The following is a 19,015-nucleotide window of genomic DNA, read 5'->3' as shown; positions in this document are numbered from 1 at the left end:
TTTTATTAATTCAACTTTATAAAATATATTTTTATACTATTCCCCATTAAAAAGGTTAATATCTAATAAATTTTGAATTGTATTCTATTTTCTAATAAGATTTAGTATTAGATTATTTTGTTTAATAACAGTTTTTTCTATTTTATATTATATTTTTTCTTTTATTTTCGTAGGATTGCTCATCGCCGCAAATCCTACCACTTATGGCTAGTCTACGACATTTTTCTGCACTGACAAAAAACTCGCTATGCTCAGACAGTTTTGCCAGCACATAAAAATGCTCCGACGGATTAATTTATACTCAATCCTGTTTAAAAAATAAAAATTATATCTTAAATCATTTGAAAATATTGGATTTAGTATAAATTTATTAAATTTCTTCATAATCTTCGATTTTTACTTCTAAATCATTATTTTTATTCTGAAAATTCGTATTTTTCACAATTTTTTCATCATTTAAATTTTCATATTTCCTTTTCACACTTTCCTCTCTCGACTTTTCCTTTTCCCAGTCAAAATAATCTCCGCACAGATTCACAAATACAAACTTACTTTCCCCCATTTCCACTACTGAATAAGCTCGTAATTCTACTGTGTTGTAAACTGCTTCTCCATTTAAATAAATAAGTCCATTGGAATCTCCAGGAGTTAGCATAAATTTTCTCTGTTTGGGATTATAACTTATTGAACAATGGTTTTTTCTAGAAATCATGGTATCTCCTAAAATTTGTATATCCATATTTTCTCCACGCCCAACAAAGTTGCGTTCACTCACAATCCTGTAGTCTTTTCCCTTATCATGCCCCTCAATGCACGTAAGCCAGCCCACGACTGGATCTACAGTGCTGTCTTTAGACCAATAGGCTGTTGTTCTGTCCTCATCTTTCATTTCTTCAACTAGATTAATTTTATCATCCAAGTTTTCCGTTTCCAGTCCTTCAGATTTACAGTAGGGGCATAAGCTGTATCTTGAAACATCGTATATATGCCCATTTTTACATCTATCCAATTTCATTTTAAAATTTTCCTTTCTTTTTTCATTTTATAAATTTATAGATTTATTTTAATAGTATTTTTGTAGTCGCCAAATAAATTATGTCTCCAGATTCGACTTTTACTGGGATATTTTTTTTCAGTTTTATTTTCCGTTTATCAATATTTCGCTCAATTCCACTTCCATTTTGTGAGCCTAAATCTTCATAATACCAGATTCCGTTGACACGATTTAAGATTCCGTGAGCCCTGCTGACTAAATTTGAGTAAATTCCTTCGCTCACATCTATATCCACCCTGTTTCTTGGTGATTGCTTCCCAATGAGAAGTGATGTTGCCCTCCCAATTTTCCAAATTTTCATATCATAGTCTTCTGAATCCTTCAAAAATATATGCTCAATCTGATTTTTCACCAAATCCTCTATTTCCTTTACCCTCTCTAAAAACACATTATGCTCCTTTTCCCTCTCATTCTTTATATTTTTGATTTCCTCCTCAACTTCCACCTTTTCAAAAAATCTTTCCACAATGAGCAGGTAAAGTGTAACTCCGATATAAATAAAAATCGAAAAATAAAGGCTTTTTGTAGAATATCCTGAAAGATGGACAAAAATGAATGTAAATATTAAAACTATCATTATCAAAATATTTTTTATATTTAAAAATTTGTAACTTTTTTGATTTTTTGCATTCAATTTCCGTTTTTCATATTTTTTAATTCCTTTATCCACACTAATTTTATTTTTTTCATCGTTAATTTTTCCATTTTCTCTATTTTTTCCAAGTCGTGCCACACTTCTAAGTCGTTCCAACCTGTAAATGCTTCCACGCCCAAATGGACGCTTAAAAATATTTCTCCAATTTGTAAAACTTCTTCTGATTCCCCACAACATTTCTAATTTCCCCTTCTTACTTTTTCTCTTTCATATCAAAAAAACTCTCAAACCTGCTTTTCACACTTTCCTTCTCAGATTTTGCTTTATTCTTCCTCATTTTATCTAGCCCAAAACTGTTTTCAAACATTCCTTTCATTTCAGCTGCACTCTTAAAAAATTCTTTTCCAAAAGTAAAATTATTTTGAGAAGATTTACTTTTAAAATTTTCCTTATTATTTTTATTTTTTGGCTGATTGTTCCCATTTTTCCTTTTACAATCATACTCTTTTCTTTTTTTCTCATTTGAAAGAACTTCATAAGCCTCCGTTATTTCTCGAAATTTTTTTGCAGCTTTTTCATCTCCTGCATTTCTGTCAGGATGATATTTCATTGCCAATTTTCTATATTTCTTTTTTATTTCGGAAATATCCGTATTTTCAGGCACTTCCAGTATTTTGTAATAATCCATTTTCCTTCCTTTTTTGTTAATCTTATTTTAATTTTAACTTATAATACTATATTTTTATATTTTTGTCAATTATTTTTTAATTTATTTTTAAAATTATCTATAAAAATTAAATCCAAAATCTCACAAAAAAAACATATAATTTACATAATTTTGACAAAATTAAATGATACTATATATTTGTCAAGAGAAAAATCAAATTAGAAAATCTAGTTTGAAAAAAAGCAGAAAACATTAATTTACTGTCCGATTTAAAATTATGAAAAGCAGTCAATGTCATTTAGTGGCTGCTATTTTTGTTCATTTAGAGAAACCAATTTTTAACAGAATTTTAGGATGCTTTATAAAAAAGTTCTTGAAATTATAAAAAAAAAATGATAATATATATTGCTAAAATGGGTTTAAAAAATTCCAGAATTAAAATTTTTATTGGTCAATACAATTAACCGCTTTAAAGAAAATCAAAATACAACTTACTAATTTACGCAATTTATGATTTGAAAGCTGTTTAAGTATATAGGAAACTGCAAAATGATTTTTTGGGCAGTATAAATATATGCTGAAAGGAGGTAGTCGATGAAGAAAAAGTTAAAAAATAACAGTTTTTTAATTCCATCTTTTTTAGCGGGTGTAACAGGATTAGGTTATGAAAAAACCATACATTCTACAAACAATGATTCATCAGTTCAAACTTCAAGTTTTATAGATTCTAAAAATATAAAAAAATTAAATTCAGAAAACAAGTTTAATTTTTCCAAAAATGATGAAATTTTTGATATTATAAAAAATAATTTAAAAAATGAAACAGAATTTAAAGTTGATTTTGGCTATACTGACGGATTTCGCAAAAGCAAGGTTAATAACAATCTTTACAATCAGGAAGCTGCTGATACGTCTGATTTAGAAAATTCTCAATCTGAAGCGACAATTCCCTATGTCATAATCAACCCTGCAAACGGGCCATCTGACAAAGCCGATTACAGCTACATTGTTCAAATGAAAAAAAATAAGGAACTAGGAATTAGAAATCTTGGATATGTAACTACAAATGAATATACAAAAAGTATAAAAAAAATATATTCTGAAATTGATAAATACATACAGTTATATGGTTCTGACAATATTTCAGGTATTTTTTTTGATGAGATTTCATCAGGGAAAAATCCTTTAGAAGTTGAATATATGGCACAATTATACAGTTATGTCAAAACAAAATATCCGGAGTCAATCGTTGTTGCCAATCCCGGTGGAACCATCACAGATGAAATGTCAAAATATTCTGATTTATGGCTAACAAGCGAATTATCCGCTGATAACTATATTAATCATTGGACACCAAGAAGTTACAACTTTGAGAACAATCCTGAAAATGCAAATCGTATCGTTCATGTTATTCATTCTGCAACTCCTGATCAGTATGAAACACTTTTAAAGCTGTCAAAGGAGCGTAATGCAGGTTTTTTAATGATAACAACGGATGTTCCAAACGTTCCCTACGAAGATTTGCCACAAAATTTTGAAAATCTGATATTATCAATAAATAGCTCGACATCACACATCCTTTCAAATATTAATGACGATTTGAATAGGAACTCAAAACTTGAGCCAGAAATATTAGAATCAGAAATTTCCGATGTGAAAACATCCATATTAACTGAAAATATAATGGAAAATAATAAAACTGACTCTTATCAGTTTAATTCATCTCAAAAATACAGTATTTCAGGAAATTTATATATTTCGAGTATTGATTTGTGGGAACTTTTAAATAGTCATTATAAAAGTAATTTGAAAAATAATTCAAAAGATAGACTTGATAATGATTTTGACTTTGGATTTGATATTTTAAATGAATTTGTTGCTGAGATGTCGTATAAAATAAAAGATAGATTTGGTAATTTTAAAATTGATTTAAGAAGAAAATGGAATGTTTTAATATTATAAAAAAATCAAGCTGTATCATTTATACGAAACAGCTTTTTTTAGTATATTTAAAATTTTAATATTTTTTTCTTGAATTTACTTCGTTTATAAACTTTTTAAATAATTTTTGAGCTGCCTCATCATTTACTGCCATCATTTCAGGATGCCATTGCACACCAATAACAAACGTATCGTCTGAAATATTTTCAATTGCTTCAATTGCTCCATCTGCACTTTTGGCTGTTACAACGAATCCTGGTGCTAACTGGTTTACAATTTGGTGATGGTAACTGTTTATAAATCCCACACCTTCAGGATAAATATCAGTCAGGAAACTATTACTTGCAACATTAATTGAGTGGGTAGGTGTGTGTGATCTGGCTTTTTGAAAATGCTTGATTGCAATATTTTCATTGTAGGACAAATCCTGATAAAGTGAGCCACCACATTCGACATTTATTATCTGCATTCCACGGCAAATTCCGAGGATAGGCTTTTTATAAGCCATTGCAAAACGGATTAATAATGAGTCAAATTTATCCCTTTCAGGAAATATTTCTCCCAGTTTTTCCTTTGGCTCTTCCCCGTATAATAGCGGAAATACATCAGCTCCTCCCGTCAAAACAATACCATCAACATTTTTTACAAATTCCTCAATAATTTCCTCATGTTCATTTAAAGGCAGCAAATGTGGCACACCTCCAGCATTTATCACAGCATTTATATATGAAATATCCACATAAGCTCTTTTATAGCCAGCAAAAAGCCCTTTTTCCAATTCAAATACATTGCTCGAAATTCCGATAATAGGTTTTTTCATATGATCCTCCAACTTATAAAAATTTATATATCGTACTCAAATTCCTTTAATATCAAATTGATAAGATTAAATAATTTTGGAATATTCCGTAGAATAACCATAACTTTTGAGTTTAATATGAAAGTGATTTAACCATATAAGATTTAATCATATATTTTTTTATTAGTCAAATATTTTATTTTTATTTTGCTGTTGCATTTTCAGTAGTTCACAAATCATAGTAAAAATGTTATAATATCAAACAGTAATGAAAAAGGGTGAGAACATTGAATATTACTTTATATAGAAAATATCGGCCTCAGAATTTTGATGAAATTGCTGGACAGGAATTTGTGCTACGGGCGATAAAAAACTCCTTGAGGGAAAATAAGCTGTCGCATGCGTACTTGTTTACAGGGCCACGTGGAGTTGGTAAAACAACTATTGCTAGACTGATTGCAAAAGGCGTAAACTGTCTGAGCAGTAAGGATGTGACAGATAATCCCTGCGGAGAATGTGAAAACTGCCGTGAAATTTCTCAAGGGATTTCTATGGATATGATTGAAATTGATGCGGCTTCCAATCGTGGAATTGATGAAATTCGTGAGCTGAAGGAGAAAATAAATTATCAGCCTGTAAAGGGAAGAAAAAAAATATACATAATTGACGAGGTTCATATGCTTACAAAAGAGGCCTTTAATGCACTTTTGAAAACACTGGAAGAACCGCCTGCACACGTGATATTTATTCTTGCGACTACCGAAATTGACAAAATTCCGGATACAGTTATTTCCAGATGTCAGCGGTATGATTTTTTGCCAATTGATAAGAAAGATATAAAAAAATTGCTGAAAAATGTGGCTGAAAAGGAAAGCATTACGATTGATGACGCAAGTCTGGACTTGATTTATAGAAAGTCAGAAGGAAGTGCAAGGGACAGCTTTTCCATCTTTGAGCAAGTTGTGTCAAACTTTAATAATGAAGAAATTGATATTGCAAAGGCTCAAAAGGCTTTGGGAGTGGTGCCTGACGTTATTTTGGAGGAATTTTTAAATCTGGTAAAGGAAAGCAATAAGGAAAAATTGGTTGAGTTTATTGATAAAATCTGGGAAGATGGACTTATAATCGAAACTTTTTTAAAGGATTTTTCCTATTATCTGAAAGAGCAGTTCAAGAAAAAGGCTGATTTGCCGGTAAATTTTTTGCTGGATACGATAAGTGCGATTTTTTTTACATTAAACGAATTTAAGTATGAAGAGGATAAAAGGCTACTTGGTTATGTGCTTATCCACGAACTTTACAAAAATCAGGGAAAAAAATCAAATGAAAATAAAATTTCAGAAAGTGGAAATTCTGGTAGAAACACAGCTACTATTGACAAAAATTATATGAAAAAAATGTCAAACAGCATTTATGAAAAAGTATTGAGCCAAGTTACAAAAAATGTTAATATTATAAGCCCAAAAGCCAGCATTACCCAAATTGCTGAACCTGAAAATAGTGAGAAAACTGAAAAAATTGTAAAAGATTACGATATTTCGATTTTTTATGATAACTGGAAAAAAGTTTTGACTGGAATAAAAAAGGAAAGTGTTATGCTGGGGGCATTGGCGATTGAAAGCCGTCCAGATAGGGTGGAAAATGGAGTTTTATACATAAAATTCCCAAAAGATCATAAATTTCACAGCGAGCAAATTTTACTGCCGGAGAAAAAACCAAAAATTGAAAAAGTTATTAATCAGATTTGTAATTCGGATATTACAATACAGACTTTTCTCGAAAGTGAAGATTCCCAAAATGAAGAGGATAAATTTTTGCAAAATGCAGTCAAGTTTTTTGATGGAGAAATTTTAGAAAAAAAATAATGTTAAAATATTGAACAAAATTTTTAAACGAAGAAAGGATGATAAATATGAAGATTAAAGTAATTTTGAAGGAAACTATAAAAGGTGTCGGGAAAAAAGATGAAATTGTGGAAGTAAAAGACGGATATGCAAATAACTTTTTATTAAATAAAAATAAGGCAATACTTGCGACTCCTGAAAACATTAATAAATTGAAGGCAAAAAATGAAAAAATTCAAAAAAATCATGATAAAGACGTGAAAAATGCAAATGAACTAAAAGAATTTTTGGTTGGAAAGGAAATTGTATTAAAAGTGAAGGCCGGGGAAAATAATAAAGTGTTTGGTTCAATTGGGGCAAAGGAAATTGTGGAAGCGTTAAAAGAGCAATTGAATGTGGATATTGATAAAAAGAAAGTTTCTGCTAACTCAAAAGTTAAAGAAATTGGACTGCATAATGTGGAGTTAAAACTTCATTCTGAAGTTAAGGCAAATTTGAAAGTTAGAGTTGAAGCTAAATAATTTAAACTTAAAATCAAACTGTATGCAAAATATACTTAATATTATTTAATATTGAATATTGAGCTGCTAAAATTAAATATTTTGGGAGTTTTTTATGAAATAGTCATAATTTTTACGTTTGGTTTTAAAATGTAATTATTTAATAGAATATAGAAAGTGAGAAATTTAAAAAATGGGATTATATGATTTGGAAGAAGAGGAAAACAGCAAACCCTTCAGTATTGAGGCTGAGGAGGCGCTGCTTGGCTCTGTCTTTATAAATCCTAACGTTATTGGAGATGTTATTGATATTATAACATCTGAGGACTTTTACAAAAATAATTATAAGCTGATTTTTTCTGAGATGGTAAAGGCTTATAATGTCGGGAAAATAATTGATGTGCTTTTAATTATTGAATCGCTGAAAAAGCAGGAACTGATGGAAGAAGTCGGTGGCGAGGACATCATTTACGATTTGACAGAAGTTGTGCCGACTGCGGCAAACGCCATGAATTATGCACAAATTATAAAGGATAAGTCTGTTCAGCGACAATTAATAGGTATTGGGGAAAAAATTGTCAAAATGGCCATGCGTGGTTACGAAGAAATTGATACAATGCTGGATAAATCTGAAAGTATGATTTTTAAAATTGCTGAATCCAAGCAGAAAAAGGATATTGTTCCTTTATTTGAGCTAGTTCAAAGTAAAGTTACACAAATGGACAACTATAGTGAGAGTAAAGGGAAGATAACAGGCATTTCCTCGGGATTTGACAGATATGACAGCATAACGAGCGGATTTCATGGTTCAGACTTGTTAATTCTGGCGGCACGTCCAGCCATGGGGAAAACGGCCTTTGCCCTAAATCTTGCAATTAACGTGGCACGACAGGGGAAAGGTGTGCTCATATACAGTCTGGAAATGGGGAATGAACAGCTGTTTGACAGGCTTGTGGCAAGTGAGGCAAAAATACGGTTAAAGGCTTTGAAAGACAGTACGATGTCGCCGGAGGAACTTGTAAATCTTGGAAATGGACTGGGGCGGCTTTCTGAAATGCCAATTTATATTTCAGATTCTTCAAGTGTAACAATGCTGGAAATAAAGGCTACAGCACGGCGACTAAAAGCCGAGGGTAAACTGGACTTTATGTTAATTGACTACTTGCAGCTAATCAGCCCGTCAGAAAATTCAAGAAAGAGTCGGGAACAGGAAATATCGGAAATTTCACGTTCATTAAAAATATTGGCAAAAGAGCTGAATATTCCCATTGTAACACTTTCACAGTTATCACGTGGAGTGGAGCAGAGAGTGGATAAAAGGCCAATTCTATCAGACTTGCGGGAATCAGGGGCAATCGAGCAGGATGCTGATATGGTAATGTTTTTATACCGTGAGAAATACTATCACAAGGATACCGCTCCCGAAGTGGATAATATGAATGTTCCACAAAAATATTTAAGTGCTCCACAGGAACCACCGAAAGATAATGAAAATGAACTTGAGAAAGTGGAACTCATAATTGGGAAACATAGAAGTGGGCCTACAGGAACAATAGAATTAGGATTCAGGCCAAGCTATCAGCAGTTTGTAAACGTTGTGGATGATGAATTTATACCGCCTGCTGAATAATAAAAATAAAGAAAAATTAAGGAGAGAAAATTAGAAAATGGAAACAAAAAAAAGAGTAGAATTATTGGCACCGGCTGGAAATATGGAAAAGCTGAAAACTGCTTTTCATTTTGGAGCTGATGCCTGTTTTGTTGGAGGAAGTGCCTTTAACTTAAGAGGAATGTCTTCAAACTTTAAAAATAAGGAATTAAAGGAGGCTGTGGATTATGTTCACAGTTTAGGGAAGAAAATATACGTTACACTAAATATTTTTGCACACAATACAGAAATCGAATATATGCCAAGATTTATAAAGAAACTGGATGAATTTGGCGTAGATGCAGTAATTGTGGCTGATCTGGGAGTTTTCCAGATGGTTAGACAGCACGCTCCAAATCTTAAAATTCACGTAAGTACACAGGCAAACAACACAAACTGGATGAGTGTGAAAACTTGGAAGGATATGGGTGCAAAGAGGGTTATTCTGGCTAGAGAAATGTCACTAAAAGAAATAAAAACTATCCGTGAAAAAGTACCGGATGTGGAAATAGAAGTATTTATCCACGGAGCAATGTGTATGGCTTACTCAGGAAGATGTTTACTAAGTAACTACTTTACAAACCGTGATGCGAACCGTGGAATCTGTGCACAGGATTGTCGCTGGAACTATAAAGTGATTGCGGAAGGGCATGAGGAAACTGGGGCTCACGACATTGTTGAAAATGAGGAAGGAACATATATGTTTAATGCAAAAGACTTATGTTCTATCGAATTTATTGACAAAGTGCTAGAAACTGGTGTGGATTCATTAAAAATTGAAGGAAGAATGAAAAGTATTTACTATAACTCGACTGTCGTGAAACAATACAAAAGAGCATTGGATAACTACTATTCTGGAAATTACGAATACAATCCAGACTGGTTAAAAGAGCTTAAAACTATTAGTCACAGACAATATTCAAACGGATTTTATCTAGGGCCAACTTCTGAAAAGGATCAGAATTACGAAACTGGGTTGTCTTATAGCCAAACTTACAGACTTGTCGCAAATGTACTTGAAAAAGTTGATACAAATAAATACAAAATTCAAATAAGAAATAAAGTTTACGCAACAGAAACTTTGGAACTGGTACGTCCAATTGGAGATGCCATCAAATTCAAGGTGGAAAACTTTTTAAATACAAAGAATGACGAACTTCAGGAATATGTAAATCCAAATACAATCGCTATTATCGAAACAGATGTGGAAATGGGGCCAATGGATCTGATCAGAATAAAACTGCCTGAAGGACAGTCTGACAGCGATATGGACACCACTGAGTTTTAAAAAATATAAATAATAGTTTAATCTTTACTTTAACTAATAAAAAGTATTCAGAATAAAAACCAGCTTTTTTTAATGTTAAATAAATTATTTATTTATCAAAAATTGTTAAAAAAGAAAGATAAAATACTATACAAATCAAAAAAAATAGGTTATAATTATCTATATGTTTAAACACTTTTTATTTTTTAAAATAAGAAGAGTAGAAAACTATAAATCTAAAAATTAAAAATAGAATTGGAGATAATTATGAGAGAAAAAATATTAGTAATTGAAGATGATCCTAAAATTTCAAGATTATTAGAAATTGAATTAAAATTTGAAGGGTTTGATGTATTTTTTGCCTATGATGGTAAGGAAGGGTTGAATATGGCTAAATATGGCTCATATGATATTATCCTTCTGGATGTAATGCTTCCTAAAATGAGTGGAATGGAAGTTTGTAAAAGAATAAGGGAAACATCGCAAGTACCTATTATCATGCTTACTGCAAAAGATGAAATTAGCGACAAGGTAGTAGGATTTGACTATGGAGCAGATGACTATATGACAAAACCGTTCTCAAATGAAGAATTGCTTGCAAGAATAAAGGCTCTTCTTAGAAGAACTAAAAAATCTGTTGTTCACAAAGGTGTATTTGAATTTGAAGATTTAACAATCAACTACTCAACTTATGAAGTATTCAGAGATTACGGAAAAAATTTGATTCAATTATCAAAAAGAGAATTTGAACTTCTTGACTTTTTAGTGTTAAATAAAGGGATTGTTTTATCGAGAGATAAAATTTTGGAAGAAGTTTGGGGATTTGATTATATCGGAAATGACAATATTCTTGATTTGTATATTAAATATTTGAGGGATAAAATTGACAGACCTTATGAAAGAAAATTTATTCAGACTGTAAGAGGAATTGGATTTATTTTTAAATAAGGAGTAAAGGATGAAAAATTTGAAATTAGAAGATCGTATTTCAGCGAATTACGCTCTTCTATTTTTGGTATTAATATTAGTTTCTAATATTATTCTTGTTTATTCACTGCAAAGGCAGTCCAATAAAGTACGTGAGCTTTCAGCCAGTAATAAAATGGATGAAATAAACAGTTTTTTGGATAAAGTTGGGATTTTTTCTGATAAGACAAATGTTCTTACGCTTGATTTTAATCCTGAAATTATTGAAGGGAAAAAAGTTATTCACGTAAAGCCATTTAATCCAGGAGAGGATAACTATTTATACGTATTGGAAATAAAGCAAAATAAAGATTCTGTAATCCCGATTAATACACTTGGGGACACTGATACGGAAGAAGCCTCCATGACTAATGAAAAAATGGTAAAGTTACTTGAAACCTTTCATTTAGAAGACAATGATTCAGAAGGAAAGATAATAAATATTGAAAAAAATAAATATTTTGTCTTTAAAGTCAGCAGGGAAATTAAAAATTACAAATTTAATATTTATACTTTAAAAAATGTGACGCAGGAAAATCAAATTTATAAAAGATTGGAATATCTTGTTATTTTATTTACAATAATTGGTGTTGTTATAACGATTATTGTATCAAAAGTAATGAGCAGAAGAATTTTAAAGCCAATTAATAACGTAATAAAAACAGCAAAAAGTATTTCAACTGACGATTTGAGTAAAAGAATAGAAGTTCCGAAGGGGGAAGATGAATTACAGAATTTGACACTTATTATAAATGAAATGCTGGATAGGCTGGAAACTTCATTTGAAAATCAGACAAAATTCGTATCAGATGCTTCGCACGAATTACGTACACCACTTGCAATAATAAAAGGTTATGCGGAAATTATACGAAAACGTGGAACTACAGACATTGACATCTTTGTGGAATCAATTGATTCAATAATCAGTGAAACCGACAATATGCGTAATTTAATCCAAAAACTTTTATTTCTGGCTAAAGGTGAAATTACGAAAATTAATACAAAATTTATAGATATTGACGCAAATGAAATGGTTCATCAAATTCATTCTGACACTGTAGTTTCTACCAAAACTCATAATTTTTATCTGGAAATGGGCGAAAATTATAAGATTAAAGGGGACGAAACACTGTTGCAGCAAGCAATTAGAGCTTTAATAGAAAATGCTACAAAATATTCTGAACCACATACAAATATCTATATTAAATCTGTTATTAAAGATGGTTTTGGAAGAATTTCCATCCGGGATGAAGGTGTCGGAATTTCTGACGAGGATGCAAAAAGAATATTTGACAGATTTTACAGAGTTGATTTGTCAAGAACAAAGGCAACTGGTGGAACTGGACTTGGACTTGCAATTGTAAAACGGATTGTAGAAATTCACAATGGAAAAATTGAAATTGACTCTAAAATGAATGAAGGAACGGAAATTTCAATTGTACTGCCAATCGGAAATATTATCAAAACCGCATCAGAAGAAACAGCAAAAACTGTTAAAAGAGATAAGACAGAAAAAAAAGTCGTTTTCAATTTTTTAAAAAAAGAACGGGAAAAAGAAAATAAAAGAAAAAAGAATAGGAAGGAAAAATAATGGCTAGAAAATATTTTGGAACTGACGGAATGAGAGGGGAAGCCAACAAAGACTTGACAATCGACTTGGTAACACGTCTAGGGCTTGCCCTTGGATATTATTTAAAAAAACATAGAAAAAAAGCTGGAAAGCCAAAAATTATTCTTGGAACTGATACAAGAATTTCAGGTTATATGATTCGTTCTGCACTTACAGCTGGACTAAATTCTATGGGAGTAAATATTGATTTTGTAGGAGTGCTGCCTACTCCAGGAGTTTGTTATCTAACTAGAAAATTAAAGGCTGATGCAGGAATTATGATTTCAGCTTCACATAATCCCGTAAAGGACAATGGAATAAAAATATTCAGTCAAAATGGTTATAAATTGCCTGATTCAGTCGAAGAGGAACTGGAAAAATTAATGGAGAAAAAGGATGAACTTTTAAAACATCAGGTGCCAGGAGATGATTTAGGAAGATTTAAGTATGTGGAAGATGATATGAGAATTTATCTGGACTATCTGACTTCTACTGTGAAAACTAATTTTTCAAAATTACGAATTGTAATTGATACAGCAAATGGTGCGGCTTATAGAGTTGCTTCAAAAGTTTTTCAAGCCTTGGGAGCAGATGTTGTTGTAATTAACAATATTCCAAATGGGAAAAATATTAATGTAAATTGCGGATCTACTCATCCAGAGCTGCTTCAGGAAGTTGTCAAGGTTTATAAGGCTGATTTAGGGCTTGCTTATGATGGTGATGCCGACAGATTGATTGCTGTTGATAATACGGGTGCCATTATAAACGGAGATCTGATTATTGCGATTATTGCTGAATATATGCAAAAGAGAGGGCTTTTAAATGATAATAAGGTTGTAACAACTGTTCTTAGCAATATGGGATTTGAAAAATATCTGGATGAAAAAGGAATTGGATTAATCCGTGCAAATGTTGGAGATAGATATGTTCTTGAAAAAATGAAGGAATATGGACTAAACATTGGTGGAGAACAATCCGGGCATATTTTAATGCTGGATTATAATACAACTGGAGATGGAGTTTTATCGTCAATTCAACTTGTTGCAGCTATTCTGGAAAGTGGAAAAACTTTACATGAACTTGTAGAAGGAATTAAATTGTGGCCTCAAGATTCTAAGAATATCTTTGTTGCAAAAGAGAAAAAAGCGACTTGGGAAACAAATAAGGAATTAATTGACTTCATCAAGGCAAAAGAAAAAGAAATCGCTGGAAAAGGTAGAATTCTAGTAAGAGCTTCTGGAACAGAATCGCTTATAAGAGTAATGGTTGAGGCAGAAAGTCAAAAAACCGTGGATAAATATGTAAAAGAATTAAGTAAAAAAGTAGAAGAGATTCTTTGTTAATAAAAATTTTATTTGTATAAAGGGCTGTCTTATAAAGTAATTTTATAAAACAGTCTTTTTTTTGTTTCGTAAAAAAATTTTAAAAATAAACTTGACACTGTTAAGATTAAGGTGTATAATCTTTACAGTGATAAGATGAGTGGAAGGATGGGAAATATGGAAAAATTTAAAAAGAGTTATCATCATGGGAATCTACGGGAAGAACTAATTGAAAAGGGGATAGAAGTGATAAATGAAGTAGGGGAAGAAAAGTTATCTCTGCGAGAATTGGCTAAAATGTGTGGAGTAAGCAATGCGGCACCTTACACGTATTTTAAGAAAAAAAGTGATTTGCTTTATGCGATGAGTGATCATATTTGGAAAATATTGGCAATGGAATTGGATAAAACAAGAAAAAAATATGAAAATAGAGAGGATTTATTGGTAAAATTAGGAAAAACATATGTTATGTTTTTTTGTAAAAATCATAGGTATTATCATTTTATAATCTCAAGAAATAATACAAAAATAGATTTATTGTCAGAATTTTCAAAAACGGAAAATAATAACCAAAACGCTTTTAGCATATTAAAAGTTGAAGCAACTAAAGTGTTGCAAAAGGCAGGCGTATCAAATCAGGCCATACAAGATAAAATTATAGCAATGTGGGCGTTAGTGCAGGGATTAGCAACGATAGTAATTACAAATAATATAAATTATTCTGAAAGCTGGGAGAAAAAGGTGGAAGAAATAATAAGCTCAGTTTGTATAATAGCCCCTCTTTAAAATTAAACTTAAAAATTATTCAAGTTTGAGATTTGTTTTTTAAAATAAATGTGAGTATTGACGATGGAAGGTGAGCAGTATGGAATTAATTATACACGATTTAACTGATAATAAATTAGAAAAATTAAAGTGTGAAATCGAAAGAGAAGAGAAAATTATAGATAAAATAAAGGAAAGTATAAATCAAGATAAAATAATAATTGACGAAGATGTGTCCATAATTTGTGATAACAAAAAAATAAAAAGTTGTATGGGGTGTTTTGAATGCTGGGTTAAAACACCAGGGAAGTGCAAAATTAGGGATGGATATGAAAGTTTGGGAAAATTATACTCAGAAGTGGAAAAAATCATTATTATAAGTCAATGTTTTTACGGTTCCTACAGCCCGTTCGTAAAAAATGTGTTGGACAGGACAATCCCGTATTTACTGCCATTTTTCAAGATTAAAAATAGGGAAATGCACCATATTACACGGAACAAAACGAAATTTGGCTTGAATGTCTATTTTTACGGAAAAAATTTGACGCAAAACGAAAGGGCAGTTGCTAAAGAAATAGTAAAGGCTAACAGTATAAATTTGAATGTGAAAAATTTTAAGGTTTCTTTTTTTGAAAATTAAGGAGAATGATAAGATATGAAAATTAGTATAATAAATGGGAGTCCAAAAGCAGTTAAAAGTAATTCTGAAATATTAGGAAATTATCTTTTATCCCTGCTTAAAGAGAATGAAATAAAAAAATATTATTCAATTTCCTTTAAGTTAAATGATAAGATTAAAAGTGAAATTTATAATAGCGATGTTTTAATATTTCTTTTTCCCTTGTATGTTGATGGCCTCCCTTCCAATTTATTAAAATTACTTGTAGAACTTGAGAAGGAAAAAGTAGTAAATCCGGAAACTAGTGTTTACTGTGTGGTTAATAATGGTTTTTATGAAGGGAAACAAAATCGTTTGGCAATTTTGCAGATGAAAAACTGGTGTGAGAAAGTCAAAGCAAAATGGGGGCAAGGTATTGGCATAGGTGCAGGAGAATTATTGCCATATTTGAAAAAATATACGCTGGGACAAGGGCCGCTCAAAAACTTAGGAAATGCACTAACCAAATTTTCCAGCAATATTTTAACTTTAAAAAGTGAAAAAGATATTTATATAAATCCAAACTGGCTAAGAAGTTTATATTTTTTACAAGGTTCAATTTCATGGATTTTGAAAGCACGAAAAAATAATTTGAGGATAAGAGAATTGTTTAGGAAGAGTAATTAAAATTATATAATAAAAAAAGACTATCTAGAGGTTGAAGGATAGTCTTTTGTTTTGTTAATCTTAAAAAAATTTTTTTAAAATCAATCAATGGCAAAGAAATTAATTTGCCAATGAATTAACTTTTAATGTTAATCTAGATTTTTTTCTTGATGCAGTGTTTTTCTTAATAACACCTTTTGTTACAGCTTTATCTAATTCTTTATATGCTACTTGTAATGCTGATTTAGCTTCGTCGACATTTTTAGCTTCAACAGCAGTAAGCACTTTTTTTACGAAAGTTCTAGTTCTGCTTCTAATAGCTTGGTTTCTAGCTGCATTTCTTTCACCGATAAAAACTCTTTTTTTAGATGATTTTGAGTGTGCCATTTATTTCTCCTTTCAATAATTTTTATTTATGAAATAAAATGCTATATAATTCAATATATGCAAATTACACAATATATTATCATTTTTTTCAATAAAAATCAAGCTATAAAGAATAAATTTTTCTGTTTTCTGTTAAAAGTTATTTTGATTAATAAGTATTTTTTCCTTTATATTTTAATTTATTTTAACGCAAGGGCATCAGACGCCATGCCCTTGCATCCCCGCTTAACGCAAAACTTTCTTCTAACGAAATTTTGCTTATTAAATAAAGAATTATAATTTTAATTGAAAATAATTGTTCATAAGTGAATTAAAATGGCGATTGATTTTCCTTACTTTATAAAAAAGAAAAACATAAAAATTATAGAAAAAACATTTATTTACTAAAATTTTTTTACTAAAATATATAAATAGATAGAGAGAAATTTTTTATTCAAATTCCTTGATAAATTTCTAAAAAATCTGTATAATAGATATAGAAAAAGAAAGTTATTTAAAAAAATGGAAGGAAGAATGCTTATGAAGAAAAAACCAGTGGTTTTAATAATTTTGGATGGATGGGGAATGAACCATCATGATAATGAAGTTGATGGGGTGAAATTGGCACATCCAGTTAATTTTAACAATTATCTTAAAGAGTATCCTCATACTGAATTGAGAGCAGATGGAGAATTTGTAGGACTGCCTGAGGGACAGTTTGGAAATTCAGAAGTTGGGCATACAAATATTGGTGCGGGAAGAGTAGTTTATCAAATGCTGCCAAAAATTTCAAAGGCTATTAAAGAAGGTACAATTTTAGAGAATGAAGTGTTATCAAATATTATGGAAACTACAAAAGCGAACGGAAAAGCTTTACATATTACAGGATTGACTTCTGATGGTGGGGTTCATTGTCACATTAACCATATAATTGGATTAGTTGATATGGCTAAGAAAAAAGGCCTTACAGAAGTTTATGTTCATGCGATTATGGATGGAAGAGATACTGCCCCTGAAAGTGGAGTGGAATACTTGGCACAGTTGCAAAAAGCGTTGGATGAACTTGGTGTAGGAAAAATCGCTACAGTTGTTGGAAGATACTATGCAATGGATAGGGATAATAACTGGGACAGAGTGGAACTTGCCTACAATGCCTTGACTTCTGGAGACGGAAACTTGGCTGCTACTGCTGATGAAGCCATTAGAAACTCCTATGCAGAAGGAATTACAGACGAATTTGTAAAACCTGTGAAAATTGGTTCAAAAGACAATGGATTGATTAAAGATGGGGATGGTGTAATTTTTGCAAACTTTAGGCCTGATAGAGCTAGACAGTTGACTAGAACATTTGTTGATCCTGAGTTTACTGGATTTGCAAGAAAAGTTTATCCTAAAGTGAACTTTGCTACAATGGCTCAATATGATGCGACATTCAGTTCACCAGTGGCATTCCCGCCTGAAACAATTGTAAACGGATTTGGGGAAGTGGTATCAGAAGCTGGATTGATTCAAGTAAGAACAGCAGAAACTGAAAAATATGCACACGTTACATTCTTCTTCAACGGTGGAAAAGAAGAACCATATCCAGGGGAAATAAGATTATTGTCTGATTCACCAAAAGTTGCAACTTATGACTTGCAGCCTGAAATGAGTGCTTACAAAGTTAAAGAAAGATTAATTGAAGAGTTAAATACTGGAAAAGTTGATACAGTTGTATTAAACTTTGCAAATCCTGATATGGTTGGACATACAGGAAATGTTGATGCTGTTATTCAGGCTTGTCAAGCTGTGGATAATTGTACGGGACAAATTGTAAGGAAAGTGCTGGAACTTGATGGTGCGGTATTAATTACTGCGGATCACGGAAATGCTGATTTATTGGTAAATCCTGAAACTGGAGAACCTCACACAGCACATACTGTAAATCCAGTTCCATTTATCTTCATTACAAATGATATGAAAGATGCAAAATTGAGAACAGACGGAAAATTGGCTGACATCACTCCAACAATGCTTGATTTATTAGGATTGGAAAAACCGGCTGAAATGGATGGAAGTACATTAATTATAAAATAAACGTCTTATAATCAAAAAATAATGTAATATACAGTTAAAAAATAACAATATTAAAGAAATCTCTCTAAAATTTATATAAAAAGAGAGATTTTTTTGTTGTAATAGAAATAAAAAAATGTTATAATAGTACGAAAACGAAACAAATTTTAGATTTAAATTTGAATTATAATTGAAAATTAAAATAATATAATTTAAAAAGTCAATCAATTTAAAATTATTATAGTAAAACTTTTGGAATATACTTTGAATATTTTAAAATTAATTTAACACAAAATCATATTAATTTAGGACTTAATTTACAATTTTTGAGTTCAGTTTTAAAATAATTTTAG

At 30.9% G+C, this 19,015-nt stretch carries 18 protein-coding genes; 12 read left to right on the top strand and 6 right to left on the bottom strand.

Going from position 1 to position 19,015, the window contains the following annotated elements:
• Positions 1-142: 142 nt before the first annotated feature.
• From K324_RS16505 to K324_RS16500, 4 genes are all read right to left on the bottom strand, one after another.
• A complete protein-coding gene (locus tag K324_RS16505) occupies positions 143-271 on the bottom strand; it encodes a hypothetical protein (RefSeq protein ID WP_282705564.1) in 129 nt (42 codons plus the stop codon).
• 99 nt (positions 272-370) lie between these two features.
• Positions 371-1,015: an FHA domain-containing protein gene (locus K324_RS0102265; protein ID WP_026747721.1), complete on the bottom strand. Its 645-nt coding sequence runs from the start codon at positions 1,013-1,015 to the stop codon at positions 371-373.
• Between the two features lie 43 nt (positions 1,016-1,058).
• Positions 1,059-1,886: an FHA domain-containing protein gene (locus tag K324_RS0102260; RefSeq protein ID WP_026747720.1), complete on the bottom strand. Its 828-nt coding sequence runs from the start codon at positions 1,884-1,886 to the stop codon at positions 1,059-1,061.
• Between the two features lie 16 nt (positions 1,887-1,902).
• The gene (locus tag K324_RS16500) at positions 1,903-2,337 is read right to left on the bottom strand and encodes a DnaJ domain-containing protein (RefSeq protein ID WP_026747719.1); all 435 of its coding nucleotides are present in this window, start codon (positions 2,335-2,337) and stop codon (positions 1,903-1,905) included.
• A 573-nt stretch (positions 2,338-2,910) separates the two neighbouring features.
• Between K324_RS16500 and K324_RS0102250 the strand changes: the two genes are divergently transcribed.
• Positions 2,911-4,278 (top strand): spherulation-specific family 4 protein, encoded by a 1,368-nt coding sequence (locus tag K324_RS0102250; RefSeq protein ID WP_026747718.1) that lies wholly within the window; start codon positions 2,911-2,913, stop codon positions 4,276-4,278.
• A 55-nt stretch (positions 4,279-4,333) separates the two neighbouring features.
• On the opposite strand, the gene K324_RS0102245 is transcribed toward K324_RS0102250, so the two are convergent.
• Entirely contained in the window at positions 4,334-5,077 is a 744-nt protein-coding gene (locus tag K324_RS0102245; protein ID WP_026747717.1) for a gamma-glutamyl-gamma-aminobutyrate hydrolase family protein, read from the bottom strand.
• A gap of 266 nt (positions 5,078-5,343) precedes the next feature.
• On the opposite strand from K324_RS0102245, the gene dnaX reads away from it, so the two are divergent.
• From dnaX to K324_RS0102195, 10 genes are all read left to right on the top strand, one after another.
• Positions 5,344-6,921, top strand: a complete 1,578-nt coding sequence (dnaX, locus tag K324_RS0102240; RefSeq protein ID WP_026747716.1) for a DNA polymerase III subunit gamma/tau — start codon at positions 5,344-5,346, stop codon at positions 6,919-6,921.
• Positions 6,922-6,968: 47 nt separating this feature from the next.
• The gene (rplI, locus tag K324_RS0102235) at positions 6,969-7,421 is read left to right on the top strand and encodes a 50S ribosomal protein L9 (RefSeq protein WP_036094986.1); all 453 of its coding nucleotides are present in this window, start codon (positions 6,969-6,971) and stop codon (positions 7,419-7,421) included.
• A 172-nt stretch (positions 7,422-7,593) separates the two neighbouring features.
• A complete protein-coding gene (dnaB, locus tag K324_RS0102230) occupies positions 7,594-9,030 on the top strand; it encodes a replicative DNA helicase (RefSeq protein WP_026747714.1) in 1,437 nt (478 codons plus the stop codon).
• A gap of 37 nt (positions 9,031-9,067) precedes the next feature.
• Positions 9,068-10,336 carry a peptidase U32 family protein gene (locus K324_RS0102225; RefSeq protein ID WP_026747713.1) on the top strand — a complete coding sequence of 423 codons (1,269 nt, stop codon included), beginning with the start codon at positions 9,068-9,070 and terminating at the stop codon, positions 10,334-10,336.
• A gap of 246 nt (positions 10,337-10,582) precedes the next feature.
• Positions 10,583-11,263 carry a response regulator transcription factor gene (locus K324_RS0102220; protein WP_021744742.1) on the top strand — a complete coding sequence of 227 codons (681 nt, stop codon included), beginning with the start codon at positions 10,583-10,585 and terminating at the stop codon, positions 11,261-11,263.
• 10 nt (positions 11,264-11,273) lie between these two features.
• Positions 11,274-12,872: a sensor histidine kinase gene (locus K324_RS0102215; protein ID WP_026747712.1), complete on the top strand. Its 1,599-nt coding sequence runs from the start codon at positions 11,274-11,276 to the stop codon at positions 12,870-12,872.
• Positions 12,872-14,233 carry a phosphoglucosamine mutase gene (gene glmM, locus K324_RS0102210; protein WP_026747711.1) on the top strand — a complete coding sequence of 454 codons (1,362 nt, stop codon included), beginning with the start codon at positions 12,872-12,874 and terminating at the stop codon, positions 14,231-14,233. The genes K324_RS0102215 and glmM overlap by 1 nt, the downstream gene beginning before the upstream one ends.
• A gap of 156 nt (positions 14,234-14,389) precedes the next feature.
• Positions 14,390-14,998 (top strand): TetR/AcrR family transcriptional regulator, encoded by a 609-nt coding sequence (locus K324_RS0102205; protein WP_026747710.1) that lies wholly within the window; start codon positions 14,390-14,392, stop codon positions 14,996-14,998.
• A gap of 79 nt (positions 14,999-15,077) precedes the next feature.
• Entirely contained in the window at positions 15,078-15,617 is a 540-nt protein-coding gene (locus tag K324_RS0102200) for a flavodoxin family protein (protein ID WP_026747709.1), read from the top strand.
• Between the two features lie 15 nt (positions 15,618-15,632).
• On the top strand, positions 15,633-16,262 hold the full coding sequence (locus K324_RS0102195) for a hypothetical protein (RefSeq protein WP_026747708.1): 630 nt from the start codon (positions 15,633-15,635) through the stop codon (positions 16,260-16,262).
• A 99-nt stretch (positions 16,263-16,361) separates the two neighbouring features.
• Here K324_RS0102195 and rpsT read toward each other — a convergent pair whose 3' ends face one another.
• A complete protein-coding gene (gene rpsT, locus K324_RS0102190; RefSeq protein ID WP_026747707.1) occupies positions 16,362-16,628 on the bottom strand; it encodes a 30S ribosomal protein S20 in 267 nt (88 codons plus the stop codon).
• Between the two features lie 519 nt (positions 16,629-17,147).
• Between rpsT and gpmI the strand changes: the two genes are divergently transcribed.
• Complete coding sequence (gpmI, locus tag K324_RS0102185; RefSeq protein WP_026747706.1) at positions 17,148-18,683, top strand: 2,3-bisphosphoglycerate-independent phosphoglycerate mutase; 1,536 nt, start codon at positions 17,148-17,150, stop codon at positions 18,681-18,683.
• Positions 18,684-19,015 lie beyond the last annotated feature (332 nt).

Origin of the sequence: Leptotrichia trevisanii DSM 22070 (genome assembly GCF_000482505.1) — a bacterium.
In the GTDB taxonomy this organism is placed as follows: domain Bacteria; phylum Fusobacteriota; class Fusobacteriia; order Fusobacteriales; family Leptotrichiaceae; genus Leptotrichia; species Leptotrichia trevisanii.
The sequence above is the reverse complement of the archived record's forward strand: the minus strand, read 5'-3'. Positions and strand labels throughout refer to the sequence as shown.

Excerpts from the sequence above, each read along its gene's own strand:
- rpsT (WP_026747707.1), bottom strand. The coding sequence starts at position 16,628 with ATGGCACACTCAAAATCATCTAAAAAAAGAGTTTTTATCGGTGAAAGA.
- K324_RS0102215 (WP_026747712.1), top strand. The coding sequence starts at position 11,274 with ATGAAAAATTTGAAATTAGAAGATCGTATTTCAGCGAATTACGCTCTT.
- K324_RS0102200 (WP_026747709.1), top strand. The coding sequence starts at position 15,078 with ATGGAATTAATTATACACGATTTAACTGATAATAAATTAGAAAAATTA.
- K324_RS0102195 (WP_026747708.1), top strand. The coding sequence starts at position 15,633 with ATGAAAATTAGTATAATAAATGGGAGTCCAAAAGCAGTTAAAAGTAAT.
- K324_RS16500 (WP_026747719.1), bottom strand. The coding sequence starts at position 2,337 with ATGGATTATTACAAAATACTGGAAGTGCCTGAAAATACGGATATTTCC.
- dnaB (WP_026747714.1), top strand. The coding sequence starts at position 7,594 with ATGGGATTATATGATTTGGAAGAAGAGGAAAACAGCAAACCCTTCAGT.
- glmM (WP_026747711.1), top strand. The coding sequence starts at position 12,872 with ATGGCTAGAAAATATTTTGGAACTGACGGAATGAGAGGGGAAGCCAAC.
- K324_RS0102245 (WP_026747717.1), bottom strand. The coding sequence starts at position 5,077 with ATGAAAAAACCTATTATCGGAATTTCGAGCAATGTATTTGAATTGGAA.
- K324_RS0102250 (WP_026747718.1), top strand. The coding sequence starts at position 2,911 with ATGAAGAAAAAGTTAAAAAATAACAGTTTTTTAATTCCATCTTTTTTA.
- K324_RS0102205 (WP_026747710.1), top strand. The coding sequence starts at position 14,390 with ATGGAAAAATTTAAAAAGAGTTATCATCATGGGAATCTACGGGAAGAA.
- rplI (WP_036094986.1), top strand. The coding sequence starts at position 6,969 with ATGAAGATTAAAGTAATTTTGAAGGAAACTATAAAAGGTGTCGGGAAA.
- K324_RS0102220 (WP_021744742.1), top strand. The coding sequence starts at position 10,583 with ATGAGAGAAAAAATATTAGTAATTGAAGATGATCCTAAAATTTCAAGA.
- K324_RS0102225 (WP_026747713.1), top strand. The coding sequence starts at position 9,068 with ATGGAAACAAAAAAAAGAGTAGAATTATTGGCACCGGCTGGAAATATG.
- K324_RS0102265 (WP_026747721.1), bottom strand. The coding sequence starts at position 1,015 with ATGAAATTGGATAGATGTAAAAATGGGCATATATACGATGTTTCAAGA.
- K324_RS0102260 (WP_026747720.1), bottom strand. The coding sequence starts at position 1,886 with ATGTTGTGGGGAATCAGAAGAAGTTTTACAAATTGGAGAAATATTTTT.
- gpmI (WP_026747706.1), top strand. The coding sequence starts at position 17,148 with ATGAAGAAAAAACCAGTGGTTTTAATAATTTTGGATGGATGGGGAATG.